The organism is Caulobacter ginsengisoli (genome assembly GCF_030814835.1).
In the GTDB taxonomy this organism is placed as follows: Bacteria; Pseudomonadota; Alphaproteobacteria; order Caulobacterales; family Caulobacteraceae; genus Caulobacter; species Caulobacter ginsengisoli.
On the sequence record NZ_JAUSVS010000001.1, the window covers coordinates 574,213 to 589,797 of the forward strand.

Consider the following 15,585-nt stretch of genomic DNA (forward strand, 5'->3'; position numbering starts at 1 on the left):
TTTAGAGCCCGTCAGCCGGGGAGGGCGGCCTTGCGCAGCTCGGTGACCGGCCGGGTCAGCTTGGCCAGGGCTTCGCGGGTGGCGATCTCGCCGGCGGCGACGCCGGGATCGAAGGCCTTCCAGTCGCGGATGTCGATGCCGTCGACGCTGGGCATGATCAGGAGGTCGGTGGCCTGGCGGGCGGCGGCCAGGTCCCGGGCGGTGGAGACGGTGGCGGCGCGCATCAGGAGGGCGACGATGGGCGGGCCCTTGCGCCATTCGCCCGACAGGATCCAGCTCAGCCAGTGGCGCGGCCGGTGCATCTCCTCGGCGTTGATGCTGCGGCCACGCGAGACATCGACCCCCACCACCGGTCCCAGCTGAATGGATCGCATGATGTCGGCCGGGTAGTTTTTCAGCACCGCCCCGTCGACCAGCACGCTGCCTTCCTCGGTCATCGGCGGCATGACGCCGGGCAGGGCGATGGAGGCTCGCAGCGCCCGGCTGAGCTTGCCGCGCCGGTGGACCTGCACCGTGCCCGAGGTCAGGTTGGACGAGACGCAGAAGAAGGGCAGCCACAGGTCGGCAATCTCGGTCTCGCTGAAATGCTCGGTCAGCCGCTCCTTGACCTTGACCCCGTGGGTCATGGCCAGGATCGGGAAGGCGATGTCATCGAGCGGGCTCGACTCGACGAAGGCCTTGCGGATGCGGCGGTCGATCTCGGCGTCATCCCAGCCCATGGCGACGCTGGCCGCCACGATGGCGCCCATCGAGGCGCCGCCGACGAAGTCGAGGGGAATGCCTGCGGCCCGCAGCGCCTTGACCGCCCCGATATGGGCATAGGCCCGCGCCCCGCCGCCCGACAGCACCAGCCCCACCGAGCGGCCGGTCAGCACTCGGGCGATACGCTGCACGTCGGCCAGGTTGTCGCGCCGCAGGTGGAAGAGCCGCGCCGCGCCGGTGGCGTCCAGCCAGGCTTCCGAGCCGCTTGGCCGCGCGCAGTCGCCAGGCTGCAGCAGGATCAGGTCGACCAGCCGGTGCTGCTGCAGGGCGTCGGCGGCGTGGGTTTCCAGCAGCGGGGGCGGGGGGCGGTCACCCCGGCCGATACGGAACAGCCGGTCGACCTGGCGCCCGACAATGCCCTTCCACAGGGTCTCGCCCGCCTCGGCGACATAGAGGACGTGGTCGTATTCGGCCTCCAGGTTGGAATACCATTCGGTCGGGGCGTTGGCGGCTTCCGAGCCGATCACCTCGACGCTGGAGCCCTGTTCGGCGATGGCCCGGGCGATCTTCATCACCAGCGGCCGGATCGCCCCGCCTCGGTCGGCGGCCACGAAGCCGAACACCTTGGGCTCGCCGATCGAGGTCTGGGTGGCCGCCTGGCGGGTGCGCAGGATCATCAGTCGGGCCAGCTCGTTCATCACCTGCGGGTCGGCGTCGGCGGCGGCGAAGAAGTCCTCGCGGGTCAGGGCCAGCAGTTCGCTGTCGCGCAGGGCCACGACATTGCCGCTGTGGGGGGTGCCGGCCACCATGGCCATCTCGCCGGCCGGCTCGCCCGGGCGGATCACACCCAGGAAACTGCGCTCGCCGCTCTCGTCGGGGCGGAAGACGCCCAGGCGTCCGGCGCTGAGGAAATACAGCTCGTCCGACGGCTCGCCCGGCGAATACAGGGTCGCCCCGCCGGGCAGCGAGAACCAGCGGGCGTCGCCGCCGATCCGCTCGCGCGCGAACAGACGCCCCAAGGCCGTATCGTCGTCGCTGTTCTGCCCCGTCGCCACAGGAGCAGCCTAGTCCCCCCGCTGAGTCGCGGCGATGGGGTCTTTACGTCGCGCCGGGCGGTATCCTAGGGTAGAAACGGGGGAAGATGGCGCGGCCAAATTGCTCCCCGAACGCAAACGAGGACAAGCCATGGCCTTCCCGACCGCCGTCAACGACCAGATCACCGACTCCATCACCCAGGCCAACACCAAGGTGCTGGGAACCGCCCCGGCCATGGCCATGGGCAACCTCTACCAGGCCACCGCCCAGGCCCTGGCCAACGCCGCCCACAACGCCACCAACAACCAGCAGCAGGCCAACGTCACCGCCCAGGCGGCGACGACCATGGGGGTGGCGACGCTCTATTCGGTCGACACCGCCTCAACCGGCGTGGCGACCAAAGACATCCTGAGCGGCTGAGGCGCGGATCATGGCCTTTCCGACCGCCGTCAACAGCCAGATCACCGACGCGGTGACCCAGATCAATGTCCAGGTGCTGGGGGTCTCGCCGGCCACCGCTCTGGGCAGCTACCTGCAGGGCGCGGCCCTGGCCCTGACCAATGCCGGCCACAACGCCGCCGCCGCCCAGCAGCAGATGAACATCCTCGCGCAGGCCGTTACCACGGCGGGAGTCAATCTGATCTATGCCGCGCATCCGGCAGTCGGCGCGCCGGTCAGGGGGCTCTGACATGGCCGACGACGCAACCGACTCCGGTGGCACGGTCAACAGCCAGATCGTCGACGCTACCACCCTGGTCGACACCCTGGTCACCGGCCTGACCCCGGGGGCCAGCTTCGCGCTGCTCGACGCGGTGATGACCGAGACGATCGGGCTGGCCATGCAGAACGCGGTCACCCGCCAGCAGTCGGCGGGCCTGGTCACCAGCGCGGCGGTCAGCGCCGCCTGCGCGCGGATCGCCGGCGCCGTGCAGCCGCCGCCGTTGCCGCTGCCGCCCCAGCCTGCGCCGGAGCCGGGCTCATGAGCGATCCAACCATCGTCGATCCGCAGGTCGTCGACGCCATAAACCAGGTCCAGCAAGCGACCATGGCGCCCCAGGTCGTGCTGACCTCCGGGGCCGGCAAGGCCTATCAGATGGTCGCCCAGGCCTGCGCCATGGCCGTGCAGGACGCCACCGACGCCCTGCGCAATATCAACACCATCTCCGCTACCGCCATTGGCGTGGCCATGGCCCAACTGCTGGAGACGGGCGATCCACGGTACGTCGCGGTCCTGGCGGAAGCCCAGAAGCTGCTGGTCGACGCCAACGCCAATTTCGCCGCCACCGGCGAGGCGGCGGCCGCAGTCCTCAAGTCATTCCCCAGCGGTTGAGGCGGGCATGACGCTGATCATCGCCGGCCGGCCGCTCGAACAGGCGGACGGACTTTCAGAGACGGCCCGGACGGTCCTTGGCCTGATCGACGGCGGCGTGAACTGGGTCCAGTGGGCCATTCAGGCCCCGAACGCCAACTACGCTTTCGCCGATGAGACGGCGCTGGTCCAGGGCGTGCAGGCGGGCCTGCACGGGCGGGACGCCGCCTTTCTGCCCACGCTCGGCCTGACGGTCGGACCCGGACGGCTGATGACGCTGGGCCTGGCGCAGCTGACGGCGCTGGCCAAGGCCGAGTCCAGCGGCAAGGTCCCCGCGACGGCCCGCAAGATTCTGGCCGCGGCCGGCCTGCTGACCGCCGCCGACCTGGCCGCCGGGACCGCCTGGCTGGCGGGACAGGGGATCGCCGACGCGGCGGTGTTCGCCGGCGCCGACCTGACCGACCGCATCGCCCTTGCGGACCTGGCCGCCGCCGACAAGGCCGAGCCCGCGCTGGGCCGGGAAGCCAGCGCCTTCGCCATCGCCGAGGCCCGCACGCCCGGTGAATTTGCGGACTACCGTCGCCTCTATCTGGCCCTGGCCGCCCGGCCGGGGGCCACTACGCCGGGTGAGCGTCAGGCCCTGGCCCGGTCCAGCCTGGACCTGCTGCTGCCCTGGATGTTCACCGCCCTCGACACCCCCCGCATCAGCCCGGTGGCCTGGAGCGAGGTTGGCCCGGCGCTGGAGGACTGGATGCGCCAGGGCCGCCGGCTGGGGTTCCACAGCGCCGCCGCCGGGGCGCGGCAGATCTGCGAGAACACCGCCTTCGCGCCCGATACGAACGAGGCCGCCGCCTTGATCTCCAGCTACCTCGCCGGGGCCGCCGCCGTCATTTCAACCGGTCCCCTGCCGCCGGCCGCTCTGGGCCAGGATGGCCAGGCGTTGAGCTTCCGGATCGAGCAGGGCGGCAAGGTCGCCGAGCTCTCGGTCAGCGCGCTGGGAGACCTCGCCCTGGAGAACTTCCAGCCCACGGAGCCTGCCTGATGGCCCAGACGCCGAAGAAGGTCGCCACGCCCGCCGACGCCGCGGCCCAGGCCCTGCAGGCCGCCCAGGCCGCGGTCGAGCAGGCCATGCAGGCCGCGCAGCAGGCAGTGGCGACGGCGGTGCATGGCCCCCAGCCTCCGTCACCGCCGCCCAAGGACTGACCCCGCCCCAAAGGGCGCTTCCGACCCGGCCCGGGACAGGCTATTCCCTTCCGTCATGCCCCGCCTTGTCAGCTCGATCGACCCCGCCTCCGAGGCCTTCAAGGCCAATGCCGCCGTCAATACCGCCCTGGCGGAGGACCTGCGCGCCAAGGTCGCCCAGGCGGCCCTGGGCGGTCCCGAATCCTCGCGCACCCGCCATGCCGGCCGCGGCAAGCTGCTGCCCCGCGAGCGGGTCGAGCGGCTGCTGGATCCCGGCTCCCCCTTCCTGGAGGTCGGCCAGCTGGCGGCCAATGGCCTGTATGGCGAGGACATCCCCGGCGCCGGCCTGATCACAGGCATCGGCCGGGTCTCGGGCCGCGAGGTGATGATCGTCTGCAACGACGCCACCGTGAAGGGCGGCACCTACTATCCGATGACGGTCAAGAAGCACCTGCGGGCCCAGGAGATCGCCCTGCAGAACCGCCTGCCGTGCGTCTATCTGGTCGATAGCGGTGGGGCCAACCTGCCGCACCAGGACGAGGTCTTCCCCGACCGCGACCATTTCGGCCGCATCTTCTACAACCAGGCCCGGATGAGCGCCGAGGGCATCGCCCAGATCGCCTGCGTGATGGGTAGCTGCACGGCCGGCGGCGCCTATGTGCCGGCGATGAGCGACGAGACCGTCATTGTCCGCAACCAGGGCACCATTTTCCTGGGCGGGCCGCCGCTGGTGAAGGCCGCCACCGGCGAGATCATCAGCGCCGAGGAACTGGGCGGCGCCGACACCCATGGCCGGCGCTCAGGCGTGGTCGACCATGTCGCCAACAATGACGAGCACGCGCTGGACATCGTCCGCTCGATCGTCGCCAACCTCAACACGGTCAAGGCCGTGGAGATGGATGTCCGCGAGCCCCGGCCGCCGGCTTTCGACCCCTCCGAAATCTACGGCATCGTCCCCCAGGACGTCCGCGCCCCGTACGACGTGCGCGAGGTCATCGCCCGCATCGTCGACGGCAGCGAGTTCGACGAGTTCAAGGCCCTTTACGGCACGACCCTGATCTGCGGCTTCGCCCGCATCTGGGGCTACCCGGTCGCCATCCTGGCCAACAACGGGGTGCTGTTCAGCGAGAGCGCGCTCAAAGCAGCCCACTTCATTGAGCTTGCTTGTAAGAGAAAGATCCCGCTGATCTTCCTGCAGAACATCTCCGGCTTCATGGTCGGCGGCAAATACGAGGCCGGCGGCATCGCCAAGGACGGGGCCAAGATGGTCACCGCCGTCGCCAGCGCCAACGTCCCCAAGTTCACCGTACTGATCGGCGGCAGCTTCGGGGCCGGCAACTACGGCATGTGCGGCCGGGCCTACAGCCCGCGTTTCCTGTTCACCTGGCCCAACAGCCGCATCAGCGTCATGGGCGGCGAGCAGGCCGCCGCCGTCCTGGCCACCGTCCACCGCGACGCCGACAAATGGACCCCCGAGCAGGAAGAAGCGTTCAAGGCTCCGGTGCGACAGAAATACGAGGACGAAGGCAACCCCTACCACGCCACCGCCCGCCTCTGGGACGACGGGGTCATCGACCCGGCCCAGACGCGAGATGTCCTGGGTCTGGCGATTAGCGCCAGCCTCAACGCCCCCATCCCCGACACGCCGTTCGGCGTGTTCCGCATGTGAGTAACCGATGACCAATCCCATCGCCGATCCCCTGGTCGAAGTCCCCGACACCGAGACCGAGAGCGAACTGGTCACCCTGACCGCCACGGTCGACGGCGTCGCCACGGTGACCATCAACCGGGCCGCCAAGCGCAACGCCTTCAACGCCGAGGTCATCTCGGCGCTCAGCCAGGTCTTCGAGAGCCTGCAGGCGGCCGACGGGGTGCGGCTGGTGCTGCTGACCGGAGCGGGGCAGGGGTTCAGCGCCGGGGCCGACCTGGAATGGATGAAGGCCGCCGTCGAATGGAGCGAGGCCGACAACCGCGAGGACGCCATGGCCCTGGCGGTGATGCTGAACCGCCTCTACGACCTGCCGGCCATGACGGTGGCCCTGGTCAATGGCGCGGCCATGGGCGGCGGGGCCGGGCTGGTCGCTGCCTGTGACTACGCCGTCGCGGTCGAGAGCGCGCAGTTTGCCTTCTCCGAGGTCAAGCTGGGCCTGACCCCGGCCACCATCAGCCCCTATGTCGTGGCCGCTATCGGCCCGCGCCGGGCCCGGGCGCTGTTTGCCACCGGCAAGGTGTTCGACGCCGCCTTCGCCGAGAAGATCGGGCTGGTCGACGAGGTGGTGGCCGACGCCGCCGGTCTCCAGGCTGTCGCCGACCGCATCGCCGGCGAGATCAGGCTGGCCGCGCCGGGTGCGGTGGCCGACGCCAAGCTGCTGGTCGACCATGTCGCCCACAAGAAGATCGACCACGGCCTGATGGAAGAGACCGCCAGGCGCATCGCCAAGCGCCGGGTCTCGCCGGAAGGCCAGGAGGGCGTGCGCGCCTTCCTGGATCGCAAGAAGCCCGGCTGGGCTGAATAGGCGAAGAGGGGCGGGGGCCATGATCAGCGAGCTGGAAGCCGCCGCGGCGGATTCGGTCGGCGGCTTCTTCAGCCGCAAGCCGACCCACGCCCTGCCGCTGGGCACGCCCTGTCCCAACTGCGCCACGCCCCTGGAGGGCCCCTGGTGCCATGCCTGCGGCCAGAAGGGCGAGGAGTTCCACCGCTCGATCGGCCACCTGATCGCCGAGGCGGTCGAGGGCCTGACCCATTTCGACGGCCGCCTGTGGCAGACCCTGCCGGACCTGTTCCGCCATCCCGCCCGGCTAACCCGCAGCTACCTGGATGGCCATCGTGCGCCGCAGGTGCCGCCGTTCCGGCTGTTCCTGATCGTGGTGGTGCTGGTCTTCTTCGCCGGCGGCCTGAACCAGAACACCCAGACCCGCGTGGACATGCCCAAGCCCGGGCAGAAGGTGCTGGTCACACCGGGCGCCAAGCTCAGCATCCAGCAGGACGATATGGAGGCCGCCAAACGCAGGGGACCCTTCCAGCGTTGGGTGATCGAGCACGGTCAGGCGGCGATGAAGGATCCCGCCGCCTACGACCGCGCCTTCCATGACTGGTCGCACCGCCTGGCGATCCTGGCCCTGCCGATGGCCGCCGGCTTGCTGGGCCTGCTGTTCATGTTCCCGCGCCGCCGCTTCTATCTGTTCGACCACCTGATCTTCTCGATGCATTCGCTGTCGTTCATGGGGCTGCTGCTCAGCCTCAGCTCGGCGCTGGCCGCGGTCATCGGCGGCTGGTCGCAGCTGCTGCTCTGGGCGATCCCGGTGCATCTGTTCTTCCACATGCGGGGGGTCTATGGCAGCGGGGTGGTCGCCACCCTGGCCCGGATGGTGGCGCTGCTCATCGGCGGCGTGTTCGCCGGCGGAATCATCGTCGTTATCGTCGCCCTGCTGGGCCTGACAGCCATGGGCGCTCATTGATGATTTCATCCCTGCTGATCGCCAACCGCGGCGAGATCGCCCGCCGGATCATCCGCACCGCCCGCCGGATGGGCGTGCGCACCATCGCCGTCTATTCCGAGGCCGACGCCGGCGCGCCGCACGTGCAGGAGGCCGACGAGGCCGTGCTGATCGGCCCGTCGCCGGCCCGCGAGAGCTATCTGGTCGCCGACAAGATTCTGGCCGCCGCCAAGGCGACCGGCGCCGAGGCCATCCATCCCGGCTATGGCTTCCTGTCCGAAAACGCCGCCTTCGCCCGCGCCGTGAAGGCCGCCGGTCTGATCTGGGTGGGCCCGCCGCCGGAGGCCATCGAGGCCATGGGCCTGAAGGACGCCGCCAAGAGCCGCATGCAGGCGGCCGGCGTGCCGGTGACCCCCGGCTATCTCGGCGAGAACCAAAGCCTGACGCGCCTCCAGTCCGAGGCCGACAAGACCGGCTATCCGGTGCTGATCAAGGCCGTGGCCGGCGGCGGCGGCAAGGGCATGCGCAAGGTCGAGGCGGCCGCCGACTTCGCCGCCGCCCTGGCCAGCTGCCAGCGCGAGGCCGCCGCCAGCTTTGGCGACGACAAGGTGCTGATCGAGAAATACGTCACCCGCCCGCGCCACATCGAGGTGCAGGTGTTCGGCGACAGCCACGGTAACGCCGTCCACCTGTTCGAGCGCGACTGCTCGCTGCAGCGCCGCCACCAGAAGGTCATCGAGGAGGCCCCGGCCCCCGGCATGGACGCCGCCACCCGGGCCGCCGTCTGCGACGCCGCGGTCAAGGCTGCCCGCGCCGTGAACTACGAGGGCGCCGGCACGGTGGAATTCATCGCCGACGCTTCCGAGGGCCTGCGCGCCGACCGCATCTGGTTCATGGAAATGAACACCCGCCTGCAGGTCGAGCACCCGGTCACCGAGGCCATCACCGGCCAGGACCTGGTGGAATGGCAGCTGAGGGTGGCGTCGGGCGAGCCGCTGCCGCTGAAGCAGGAAGATCTGTCGATCAACGGCTGGGCGATGGAAGCGCGGCTCTATGCGGAGAACCCGGCGACGGGATTCCTGCCCTCGACGGGCCCGCTCGATCACTTCCAGCTACCCGACTTCGTGCGCGTGGACAGCGCGGTGGAGGAGGGCGGCGAAGTCACCCCCTTCTACGACCCGATGATCGCCAAGCTGATCGCGACCGGTGAGACCCGCGAGGCGGCGGCCGAGGCGTTGGCTGAGGCCTGCGCCGCGGTCGAGGTCTGGCCGGTCAAGACCAACGCCGCCTTCCTGGCCCGCTGCGCGAGCCATCCCGACTTCGTGGCCGGCGCCATCGATACCGGTTTCATCGAGGCGCGGCTGGACGACCTCATCGCCGAGGTCGCGCCTTCCAATCGCACCGTGATGACCGCGGCGGCCTCGTTCGCCATCTCGGCCGACGAGGATGGCTGGCGGGTCCTGCGCGGGCCCTGGAATGATGGACTGTTCAATTTCCGCATGAACGGACCGTCGCTGGGCTGGATGCCGATCCATCACGCCGGCAAGCGGCTGGACATCTCTCTGGAAGGCACGGCTTACGACGGCTCCGCGCCCAAGCATTCGGGTCTGTGGGTCCACTATGCCGGCGAGACCTCCATGGCCTATGGCATGGCCGCCTGCGTGGCGTTCCTGGAGGACGACGAGCCCAATCCGGTGCTCGGCGTGGATGAAAACCTGAAGGTGGTGTTCCAGCAGGGCGCGGCCCTGGAGTTCCGCCGCAGCGCGGTGCTCGACGAGGCGGGCAGCGCCTCCGACGGCTCGATCCGCTCGCCCATGCCCGGCAAGATCGTCTCGGTCTCGGTCAAGGTCGGCGACAAGGTCACCAAGGGCCAGCCGCTGCTGGTGCTGGAGGCCATGAAGATGGAGCACGCCATGACCGCCCCGTTCGACGGGGTGGTGGCCGAGCTGAACGCCACGCCCGGCGGCCAGGTCAGCGAGGGCGTGGTGCTGGCGAAGCTGGAGCCGAGTTCCTAAATCCCCGCCCCATGGCCCTGCATCTGATCAAGCTCTGTGTCGGCGTCGACACCCTGGAGGAACTGCGCGAATGGCGCGCCGAGCGGGACAAGGCCGGCCATAAGCCGCTGGTCCCCACCCGCCAGACCCCCAAGCGGGCGGCCGAGATCGTCGATGGCGGCTCGCTCTACTGGGTGATCAAGGGCCAGATCATGGTTCGTCAGGCCATCCTGGACATCCGCACCCTGGACAGCGGCCCCCAGCCCTGCCGCATCGACCTGGACCCGCTGCTGGTCCCGACCTACCCGCACCCCCGCCGCGCCTTCCAGGGCTGGCGCTACCTGGACCCCAAGGACGCTCCCGCGGATCTGCCGAACGGGGCGCTGGGGGATATGCCCGAGGATCTGGCGCGGCAGCTGCGGGAACTGGGGGCCTGGTAGGTCCGGTCTGATCCATGTGGGCTGACCGCGCGTATCCGCCTTCCATACAAGGGAGGCACGCCAATGCGCGGATTTCTGATCTTCACCACCGTCGTCTACGGCTTCTTCGGACTGGGCCTGCTGGCCATTCCGGCGCCGTTCCTCAGCCCCTACGGCATCTCGGTCGACATGGGCGGCCAGCTGATGTGCCGCATCCTGGGCGCGGCGCTGCTGGGGTTCGCCTGGGTGTTCTGGAGCGTCCGATCGGCCAAGCGCGAGGGTGCAATGCTCGCCGTCCTGCGGGGCAGCTTCGTCTACAACGCCATCGATACGGTGGTGCTGCTGATCGCCATGAACCGGGGCGAGTTGGGCGTGCTGTCCTGGGGCCCCATCGGCCTGCACATCGTCATGGCGCTGGGCTTTGGCTGGTTTGGTCTGCGCCGGGGCTGATCGCCCCTGCGACTCCGCGTCTTGTGGACAACCTGTGACTCGAAGTTGACCCTGGGGCTAGGCGAGGTGTCTCGTCGTCCTGATCGCCACTGAGTCGGCGACCGGATTTGGCCAGGGAGCCATCGATGAATCAGCCGCGCGTTATCGTCGTCGGCAACGAAAAGGGCGGGGCCGGCAAGTCCACCATCGCCGTCCATCTGGCCACCGCCCTGCTACACGGCAAGGCCAGCGTGGCGGTCATCGACCTGGACCTGCGCCAGGCGTCGACCAGCCGCTTCTTCGCCAATCGCGCCGCCTGGATCGCCAGCAATCGGGCCGATCTGCCCCAGCCGCTGATCCGCAACACGTCCGAGGACGGGGTCGCCCTGGCCCTGGCCGACGCCGACACTCAGATGACCGCCTTCGCCAAGGCCTATGCCGCCGCCAAGGCCGACGCCGAGTTCGTGATCATCGACACCCCCGGGGGCGACACGGTGCTGTCGCGCTCGGCCCACGCCCTGGCCGACCTGATCGTCACCCCGATGAACGACAGCTTCGTCGACTTCGACATGCTGGGCCATGTCGATCCGGTGACCCTGGAGCTGCTCAAGCCCAGCCTCTATGCCGAGACCGTCTGGCAGGCCCGCAAGGAGCGCGCCCTGGCCGGCCAACGCCAGGCCCTGGACTGGCTGGTGCTGCAGAACCGCCTGGGCGGCGTCGAGGCCCGCAACAAGCGCCGGGTCGACCAGCGGCTGCACGCCCTGGCCAAGCGGATCGGCTTCCGGGTCGGCCCGGGCCTGCGCGACCGGGTCATCTATCGCGAGCTCTTCCCTTACGGCCTGACCATCGCCGACCTCTCGACCGGCGTGCGCCCGGCCCAGATGTCGCTGGCCCATGTGGCGGCCCGCCAGGAACTGCGTGCGCTGATGCAGGCCACGGGCCTGGGCGCCTGGACCGGCGACGAACTGCTCGCCGCGGAGTAGCGGCTGGTTGCTCCCGGACCTGAAGGGGCGCTAGGTCTGCCGCATGTATCTGGTGCTCATCGTTGCGGCGGTCTTCGCCTTCCTCGTCTGGCTCGGCCGGCGGAACGGCAAGCCGCTGCTGCCGCATCGTGGCTGGCGGACGGCCGCTGGCGGCTTCGCGGCCCTGGGCCTGGCCGGCGGCGGCTTTCTGGCCGTGACCGGGCGAGTGCTGCCCGGCGCGCTCCTGGCCGCCGCGGCCGCCGCCGTCGCCTTCAGCGCTCGCCGCAACCCGGTCCGCAAGCCCGTCCCCGAGCCTTCCAGCATCATTGAGGCCCGCGCCATCCTGGGCGTCGGCCCCGGCGCCACCCGCGAGGAGATCCAGGCCGCCTACAACCGCCTGATCCGCATGGCCCACCCCGACGTCGGCGGCACCTCAGGCCTGGCGGCTCAGCTCAACGCGGCGCGCGACGCGCTGCTGGGCGGCTAGGTGCGAGCCGCCGCCTGCCATTGTGGTCAACTGTCGCTGACCTGCGAGGGTGAGCCGCGCAAGATCTCGCAATGCCACTGCTCCGACTGCCAGCGTCGCACGGGCAGCGTTTTCAGCATCGCCGCCTTCTTCGACCGCGCGGCCGTGACCGTTAGTGGCGAGGCGGGCGCCTTCACCCGCGACTCGGGCAGCGGCCATCCGGTGACCTTCCGCTTTTGCCCGAAATGCGGTTCGAACCTCTGGTGGGAGCCGGCCCGTATGCCCGACCGCATCGGCGTGGCCGTGGGCGCCTTCGCCGACCCCGGCTTCCCGCCGCCAGAGCAGTCGGTGTGGAACCAGGATCGCCACGCCTGGGTCGCCCTGCGCGAGGGCGTGCCGGCCTTCGAGCAGAATCCGCCGCCGCGCTAAGGCTGCTTGGGCCCCACATCCCTCAGCAGCGTCACGAACACCTTCCCCGGCTCCTCGATCGGCATCAGATGGGCCGAGTTCTCGAACCAGGTCGCGCCCTTGGCCGGCGCCTTGAGCCGGGCCAGCCAGGCCTCGGCGATGGACGATGGCGTTGTCCAGTCATGGCGGCCCAGGAAGAAGTAGACGGGCACATCCACCTTGCGGACCGACTGGAAGCTGATGTCGGTCATCTGCGGCAGCATGCGGGTGATGGTCAGCAGGCTGCCGGCGTCGAAGGCCTTGCGGTCGCTGTCGACATAGTCCGGCGAGATGCGCAGGGTGCGGAAATAGGCGTCGGCGTTGTCCCGGCCCGCCATCAGCCCGCCGAAGTGGATGTTCCACTCCCGCTCGACTCCGACCCGCTCGATGGTCAGGGGACCGGGTCCCGGATAGGGGGCCAGGGCCTCCAGATCCTTGATGGCCTTGTCATTCTTGGCCGCCCGGGCCTGGGCCAGGGTCCAGTCGTAGCCAAGCCGTTCGTTCTCGCGGAAATCGATGATCTGACCGATGCCGACATAGGCCTGGACCAGATCGGGGCGCTGGATGGCCACCGACAGGCCCACGACCGTCCCCCAGCTGTGGCCGACCACGATGATCTTCTGCTTGCCGTAGCGCGCTTTCAGCAGCTCGATCAGCTCGATGGCGTCATCGACATAGCGCTGCGGGGTCAGGGTGGCCGGGTCGGGGACCGGGTTGGCGGCGTAGGTCTTGCCGGCGGCCCGCTGGTCCCATTGGACGACGGTGAAATACTCCTCCCAGGGCCGCTGAAAGCTCCAGGACATCGGCATCTCCGGCGAGCCCGGCCCGCCGTGGATGAAGAGGATGATCGGGTTCCTGCGGTCAGCGCCCCGCACGCTGATCCGCTGATCGATGCCGCCGATCGGCGCGTTGAAGGCCTCTTGCACCCCGTTCGGGGTTACGATCGCCTGCGCGTCGGTGACGATCTTACGGGCCGGCTCGTAGTCGACCTTGGGTGGCTCCTCGGCGACCGAGGCGGTGAGGGGAGCGAGGACCAGGGCGAGGGCCAGGAGGAAACGGCGCATCAGGGAACTCCGAAGGCTACTGGCCTTTCGATAGTCCCGGCGGGGACGGTGGGCACGTTAAGTTTCCACCATGTTCAGTAACCCAAAAATCCGCTCATCCCCGCGAAAGCGGGGGCCCAGGCTTTTTGCTGTTGAGGGCGATTCTGAAAGGCCGGGGCGGTTGCAAGCCCGCAACGAAAAACACCTGGGTCCCCGCTTTCGCGGGGATGAGCGGCTGAAAGGTTAGCCTGCCACGCCTTCCAGCGCTTCGGCCGCCGCCATCCACTTAGCCTCGGCCTCGTCCAGGGTTGCCTGGGCCTTCTCGCGCTTCTGGCCCAACTCCGCCGCGCCCTTGGGGTCGCGGACATAGACGCCGGGGTCGGCCAGTTTCTCGTCGATCTCGGCCAAGGCCTTGGTCGCCCGGGCCAGCACTTCCTCGGCCGCCTGCAGCTTGCGCTTCAGCGGGCCGGCCATCGCCGCCGGATCGCGGTTGGTCGGCGGCGGTGGCGGGGAGACCGGTTCGGGTTTGGCGGCGGGAGCGGCCTTGACCTGGGTCGGGGCGCGGGCGGCGACGCGGGCGCGGTCGAGGACGAACCTGGCGTAGTCGTCCATGTCGCCGTTGAACGGCTTCACACTGCCGTCGGCGGCCAGCCACAGGCGGTCGGCGACCAGCTCCATCAGGCCGCGGTCGTGGGTGATCAGGATCACCGCGCCCTCGTATTCGTTCAGGGCGTCGAGCAGGGCCCGGCGGCTGTCGATGTCGAGGTGGTTGGTCGGTTCGTCGAGAATCAGCAGGTGCGGGGCGGCCATCGCCACCAGGTTCAAGAGCAGCCGGGCCCGCTCGCCGCCGGAGAGGTTGGCCACCGTGGTCTCGGCCTTGTCGTAGCCCAGGCCGAACTGCGCCAGTTTCGAGCGGCGTTGCGCCTCGCTCGACTCGGGCATCTCGCGGCGGATGATTTCCAGCGGGGTGTCGGTGGGGTCGAGGGCTTCGATCTGGTGCTGGTGGAACCAGCCGACCTTGATCCGCCGGTCGCGGTGCAGGTGACCGGACTCGATGGCCAGGGCCCCGGCGATCATCTTGGCGAAGGTCGACTTGCCGGCTCCGTTGACGCCCAGCAGGCCAATGCGGTCGTCGATATCGAGCCGCAGATTGAGATGCTTGAGGATCGGCGGGCCGCCATAGCCGACGGTGGCGTTCTCCAGCCGCACCAGCGGCGGGGCCAGCGGCCGGGGCGGGGAGGGGATGGTGAAGGGGGCGGTGCGCTCCTCCAGAGTCATGGTCACTGGCGGCAGCTTGGCCAGCATCTTCAGGCGCGACTGGGCCTGGGTCGCCTTGGAGGCCTTGGCCCGGAAGCGGTCGACGAAGGCCTGCATATGGGCGCGCTTGGCTTCGATCTTGCCGCGCATGGCCTCGGCCAGGCGGGCCTTCTCGGCCCGCTGCTGTTCGAAACTGTCATAGCCGCCGGTGTAGAGGTCGAGCTTTCCCTCTCTCACATGCAGGATGTAACCCACGGAGTTATTGAGCAATTCGCGGTCGTGGCTGATGATGATGGCGGTGTGCGGATACTTCTTCAGCCGCGCCTCGAGCCACAGGGCGCCTTCCAGGTCGAGATAGTTGGTCGGCTCGTCCAGCAGCATCAGGTCGGCCTCGGCGAACAGGGCCGCCGCCAGGGCCACCCGCATCCGCCAGCCGCCGGAGAATTCGGCCATCGGCCGGGAAAGGTCCTCGTGGCTGAAGCCCAGGCCGGCCAGGATTTCCGAGGCCCGGGCCGGGGCCGAGTCGGCGTCGATCTCGATCAACCGGGTCCAGATGTCGCCCATGTCCTCGGGCTCGGCGGTTTCCAGCTTGAGCAGCAGCTCGTGCCGCTCGACATCGGCCTCCAGCACGGTGTCCAGCAGGCTGACCGGGGTGGCCGGATGCTCCTGGGCCACCGAAGTGATCCGGGCCCGCTTGGGGATGCGGATCTCGCCGCCGCCATTGTGCAGTTCGCCCAGGATCAGCTTGAAAAGCGTGGACTTTCCGATGCCGTTGCGCCCGACCAGACCCACCTTGGCCCCCACGGGCAGGCTGACGCTGGCTTCATCGAAGAAGCGGCGGCCCCAGGAGTCAAAAGTGAGATTATCGATCTGAAGCAATGTTGCACTGCGGGAGGTTGGCG

18 protein-coding genes are annotated in these 15,585 nt (G+C 69.4%); 15 read left to right on the forward strand and 3 right to left on the reverse strand.

Annotated elements, in window-relative coordinates:
- Positions 1–11 precede the first annotated feature (11 nt).
- A complete protein-coding gene (locus QO010_RS02865) occupies positions 12–1,757 on the reverse strand; it encodes a patatin-like phospholipase family protein (protein WP_307345681.1) in 1,746 nt (581 codons plus the stop codon).
- Between the two features lie 130 nt (positions 1,758–1,887).
- On the opposite strand from QO010_RS02865, the gene QO010_RS02870 reads away from it, so the two are divergent.
- The 15 genes from QO010_RS02870 to QO010_RS02940 all read left to right on the forward strand — a co-directional run bounded on the left by QO010_RS02870 (position 1,888) and on the right by QO010_RS02940 (position 12,365).
- The gene (locus QO010_RS02870) at positions 1,888–2,157 is read left to right on the forward strand and encodes a RebB family R body protein (RefSeq protein WP_307345684.1); all 270 of its coding nucleotides are present in this window, start codon (positions 1,888–1,890) and stop codon (positions 2,155–2,157) included.
- Between the two features lie 10 nt (positions 2,158–2,167).
- Positions 2,168–2,425, forward strand: a complete 258-nt coding sequence (locus tag QO010_RS02875) for a RebB family R body protein (RefSeq protein ID WP_307345686.1) — start codon at positions 2,168–2,170, stop codon at positions 2,423–2,425.
- A gap of 1 nt (position 2,426) precedes the next feature.
- Entirely contained in the window at positions 2,427–2,720 is a 294-nt protein-coding gene (locus tag QO010_RS02880) for a RebB family R body protein (RefSeq protein WP_307345688.1), read from the forward strand.
- Positions 2,717–3,067 carry a hypothetical protein gene (locus QO010_RS02885; protein WP_307345690.1) on the forward strand — a complete coding sequence of 117 codons (351 nt, stop codon included), beginning with the start codon at positions 2,717–2,719 and terminating at the stop codon, positions 3,065–3,067. Before QO010_RS02880 ends, QO010_RS02885 begins: the two co-directional genes overlap by 4 nt.
- A 7-nt stretch (positions 3,068–3,074) precedes the next feature.
- Entirely contained in the window at positions 3,075–4,088 is a 1,014-nt protein-coding gene (locus QO010_RS02890) for a hypothetical protein (RefSeq protein WP_307345692.1), read from the forward strand.
- Entirely contained in the window at positions 4,088–4,249 is a 162-nt protein-coding gene (locus tag QO010_RS02895; protein ID WP_307345694.1) for a hypothetical protein, read from the forward strand. Before QO010_RS02890 ends, QO010_RS02895 begins: the two co-directional genes overlap by 1 nt.
- Positions 4,250–4,304: 55 nt before the next feature.
- Positions 4,305–5,897: a carboxyl transferase domain-containing protein gene (locus QO010_RS02900; RefSeq protein WP_307345696.1), complete on the forward strand. Its 1,593-nt coding sequence runs from the start codon at positions 4,305–4,307 to the stop codon at positions 5,895–5,897.
- A gap of 7 nt (positions 5,898–5,904) precedes the next feature.
- Positions 5,905–6,744, forward strand: a complete 840-nt coding sequence (locus tag QO010_RS02905) for an enoyl-CoA hydratase-related protein (RefSeq protein WP_307345698.1) — start codon at positions 5,905–5,907, stop codon at positions 6,742–6,744.
- A 19-nt stretch (positions 6,745–6,763) separates the two neighbouring features.
- Complete coding sequence (locus QO010_RS02910) at positions 6,764–7,687, forward strand: DUF3667 domain-containing protein (protein WP_307345700.1); 924 nt, start codon at positions 6,764–6,766, stop codon at positions 7,685–7,687.
- Positions 7,687–9,681, forward strand: a complete 1,995-nt coding sequence (locus QO010_RS02915) for an ATP-binding protein (protein ID WP_307345702.1) — start codon at positions 7,687–7,689, stop codon at positions 9,679–9,681. Before QO010_RS02910 ends, QO010_RS02915 begins: the two co-directional genes overlap by 1 nt.
- Before the next feature lie 11 nt (positions 9,682–9,692).
- Positions 9,693–10,100 (forward strand): DUF1489 family protein, encoded by a 408-nt coding sequence (locus QO010_RS02920; RefSeq protein WP_307345704.1) that lies wholly within the window; start codon positions 9,693–9,695, stop codon positions 10,098–10,100.
- Between the two features lie 63 nt (positions 10,101–10,163).
- A complete protein-coding gene (locus QO010_RS02925; RefSeq protein ID WP_307345706.1) occupies positions 10,164–10,529 on the forward strand; it encodes a hypothetical protein in 366 nt (121 codons plus the stop codon).
- Between the two features lie 125 nt (positions 10,530–10,654).
- Entirely contained in the window at positions 10,655–11,491 is an 837-nt protein-coding gene (locus QO010_RS02930) for a division plane positioning ATPase MipZ (protein ID WP_307345709.1), read from the forward strand.
- A 43-nt stretch (positions 11,492–11,534) separates the two neighbouring features.
- Positions 11,535–11,957: a J domain-containing protein gene (locus QO010_RS02935; RefSeq protein ID WP_307345712.1), complete on the forward strand. Its 423-nt coding sequence runs from the start codon at positions 11,535–11,537 to the stop codon at positions 11,955–11,957.
- Positions 11,958–12,365, forward strand: coding sequence for a GFA family protein (locus QO010_RS02940; protein ID WP_307345715.1), 408 nt, complete (start codon positions 11,958–11,960; stop codon positions 12,363–12,365).
- Here QO010_RS02940 and QO010_RS02945 read toward each other — a convergent pair.
- Together QO010_RS02945 and QO010_RS02950 are read right to left on the reverse strand one after the other, a co-directional pair.
- A complete protein-coding gene (locus QO010_RS02945) occupies positions 12,362–13,447 on the reverse strand; it encodes an alpha/beta fold hydrolase (RefSeq protein WP_307345717.1) in 1,086 nt (361 codons plus the stop codon). The two genes, QO010_RS02940 and QO010_RS02945, sit on opposite strands and share 4 nt — an antisense overlap.
- 222 nt (positions 13,448–13,669) lie before the next feature.
- Positions 13,670–15,562 carry an ABC-F family ATP-binding cassette domain-containing protein gene (locus QO010_RS02950; RefSeq protein WP_307345720.1) on the reverse strand — a complete coding sequence of 631 codons (1,893 nt, stop codon included), beginning with the start codon at positions 15,560–15,562 and terminating at the stop codon, positions 13,670–13,672.
- Positions 15,563–15,585 lie beyond the last annotated feature (23 nt).

Excerpts from the sequence above, each read along its gene's own strand:
- QO010_RS02870 (WP_307345684.1), top strand. The coding sequence starts at position 1,888 with ATGGCCTTCCCGACCGCCGTCAACGACCAGATCACCGACTCCATCACC.
- QO010_RS02875 (WP_307345686.1), top strand. The coding sequence starts at position 2,168 with ATGGCCTTTCCGACCGCCGTCAACAGCCAGATCACCGACGCGGTGACC.
- QO010_RS02880 (WP_307345688.1), top strand. The coding sequence starts at position 2,427 with ATGGCCGACGACGCAACCGACTCCGGTGGCACGGTCAACAGCCAGATC.
- QO010_RS02885 (WP_307345690.1), top strand. The coding sequence starts at position 2,717 with ATGAGCGATCCAACCATCGTCGATCCGCAGGTCGTCGACGCCATAAAC.
- QO010_RS02890 (WP_307345692.1), top strand. The coding sequence starts at position 3,075 with ATGACGCTGATCATCGCCGGCCGGCCGCTCGAACAGGCGGACGGACTT.
- QO010_RS02895 (WP_307345694.1), top strand. The coding sequence starts at position 4,088 with ATGGCCCAGACGCCGAAGAAGGTCGCCACGCCCGCCGACGCCGCGGCC.
- QO010_RS02900 (WP_307345696.1), top strand. The coding sequence starts at position 4,305 with ATGCCCCGCCTTGTCAGCTCGATCGACCCCGCCTCCGAGGCCTTCAAG.
- QO010_RS02905 (WP_307345698.1), top strand. The coding sequence starts at position 5,905 with ATGACCAATCCCATCGCCGATCCCCTGGTCGAAGTCCCCGACACCGAG.
- QO010_RS02910 (WP_307345700.1), top strand. The coding sequence starts at position 6,764 with ATGATCAGCGAGCTGGAAGCCGCCGCGGCGGATTCGGTCGGCGGCTTC.
- QO010_RS02915 (WP_307345702.1), top strand. The coding sequence starts at position 7,687 with ATGATTTCATCCCTGCTGATCGCCAACCGCGGCGAGATCGCCCGCCGG.
- QO010_RS02920 (WP_307345704.1), top strand. The coding sequence starts at position 9,693 with ATGGCCCTGCATCTGATCAAGCTCTGTGTCGGCGTCGACACCCTGGAG.
- QO010_RS02925 (WP_307345706.1), top strand. The coding sequence starts at position 10,164 with ATGCGCGGATTTCTGATCTTCACCACCGTCGTCTACGGCTTCTTCGGA.
- QO010_RS02930 (WP_307345709.1), top strand. The coding sequence starts at position 10,655 with ATGAATCAGCCGCGCGTTATCGTCGTCGGCAACGAAAAGGGCGGGGCC.
- QO010_RS02935 (WP_307345712.1), top strand. The coding sequence starts at position 11,535 with ATGTATCTGGTGCTCATCGTTGCGGCGGTCTTCGCCTTCCTCGTCTGG.
- QO010_RS02945 (WP_307345717.1), bottom strand. The coding sequence starts at position 13,447 with ATGCGCCGTTTCCTCCTGGCCCTCGCCCTGGTCCTCGCTCCCCTCACC.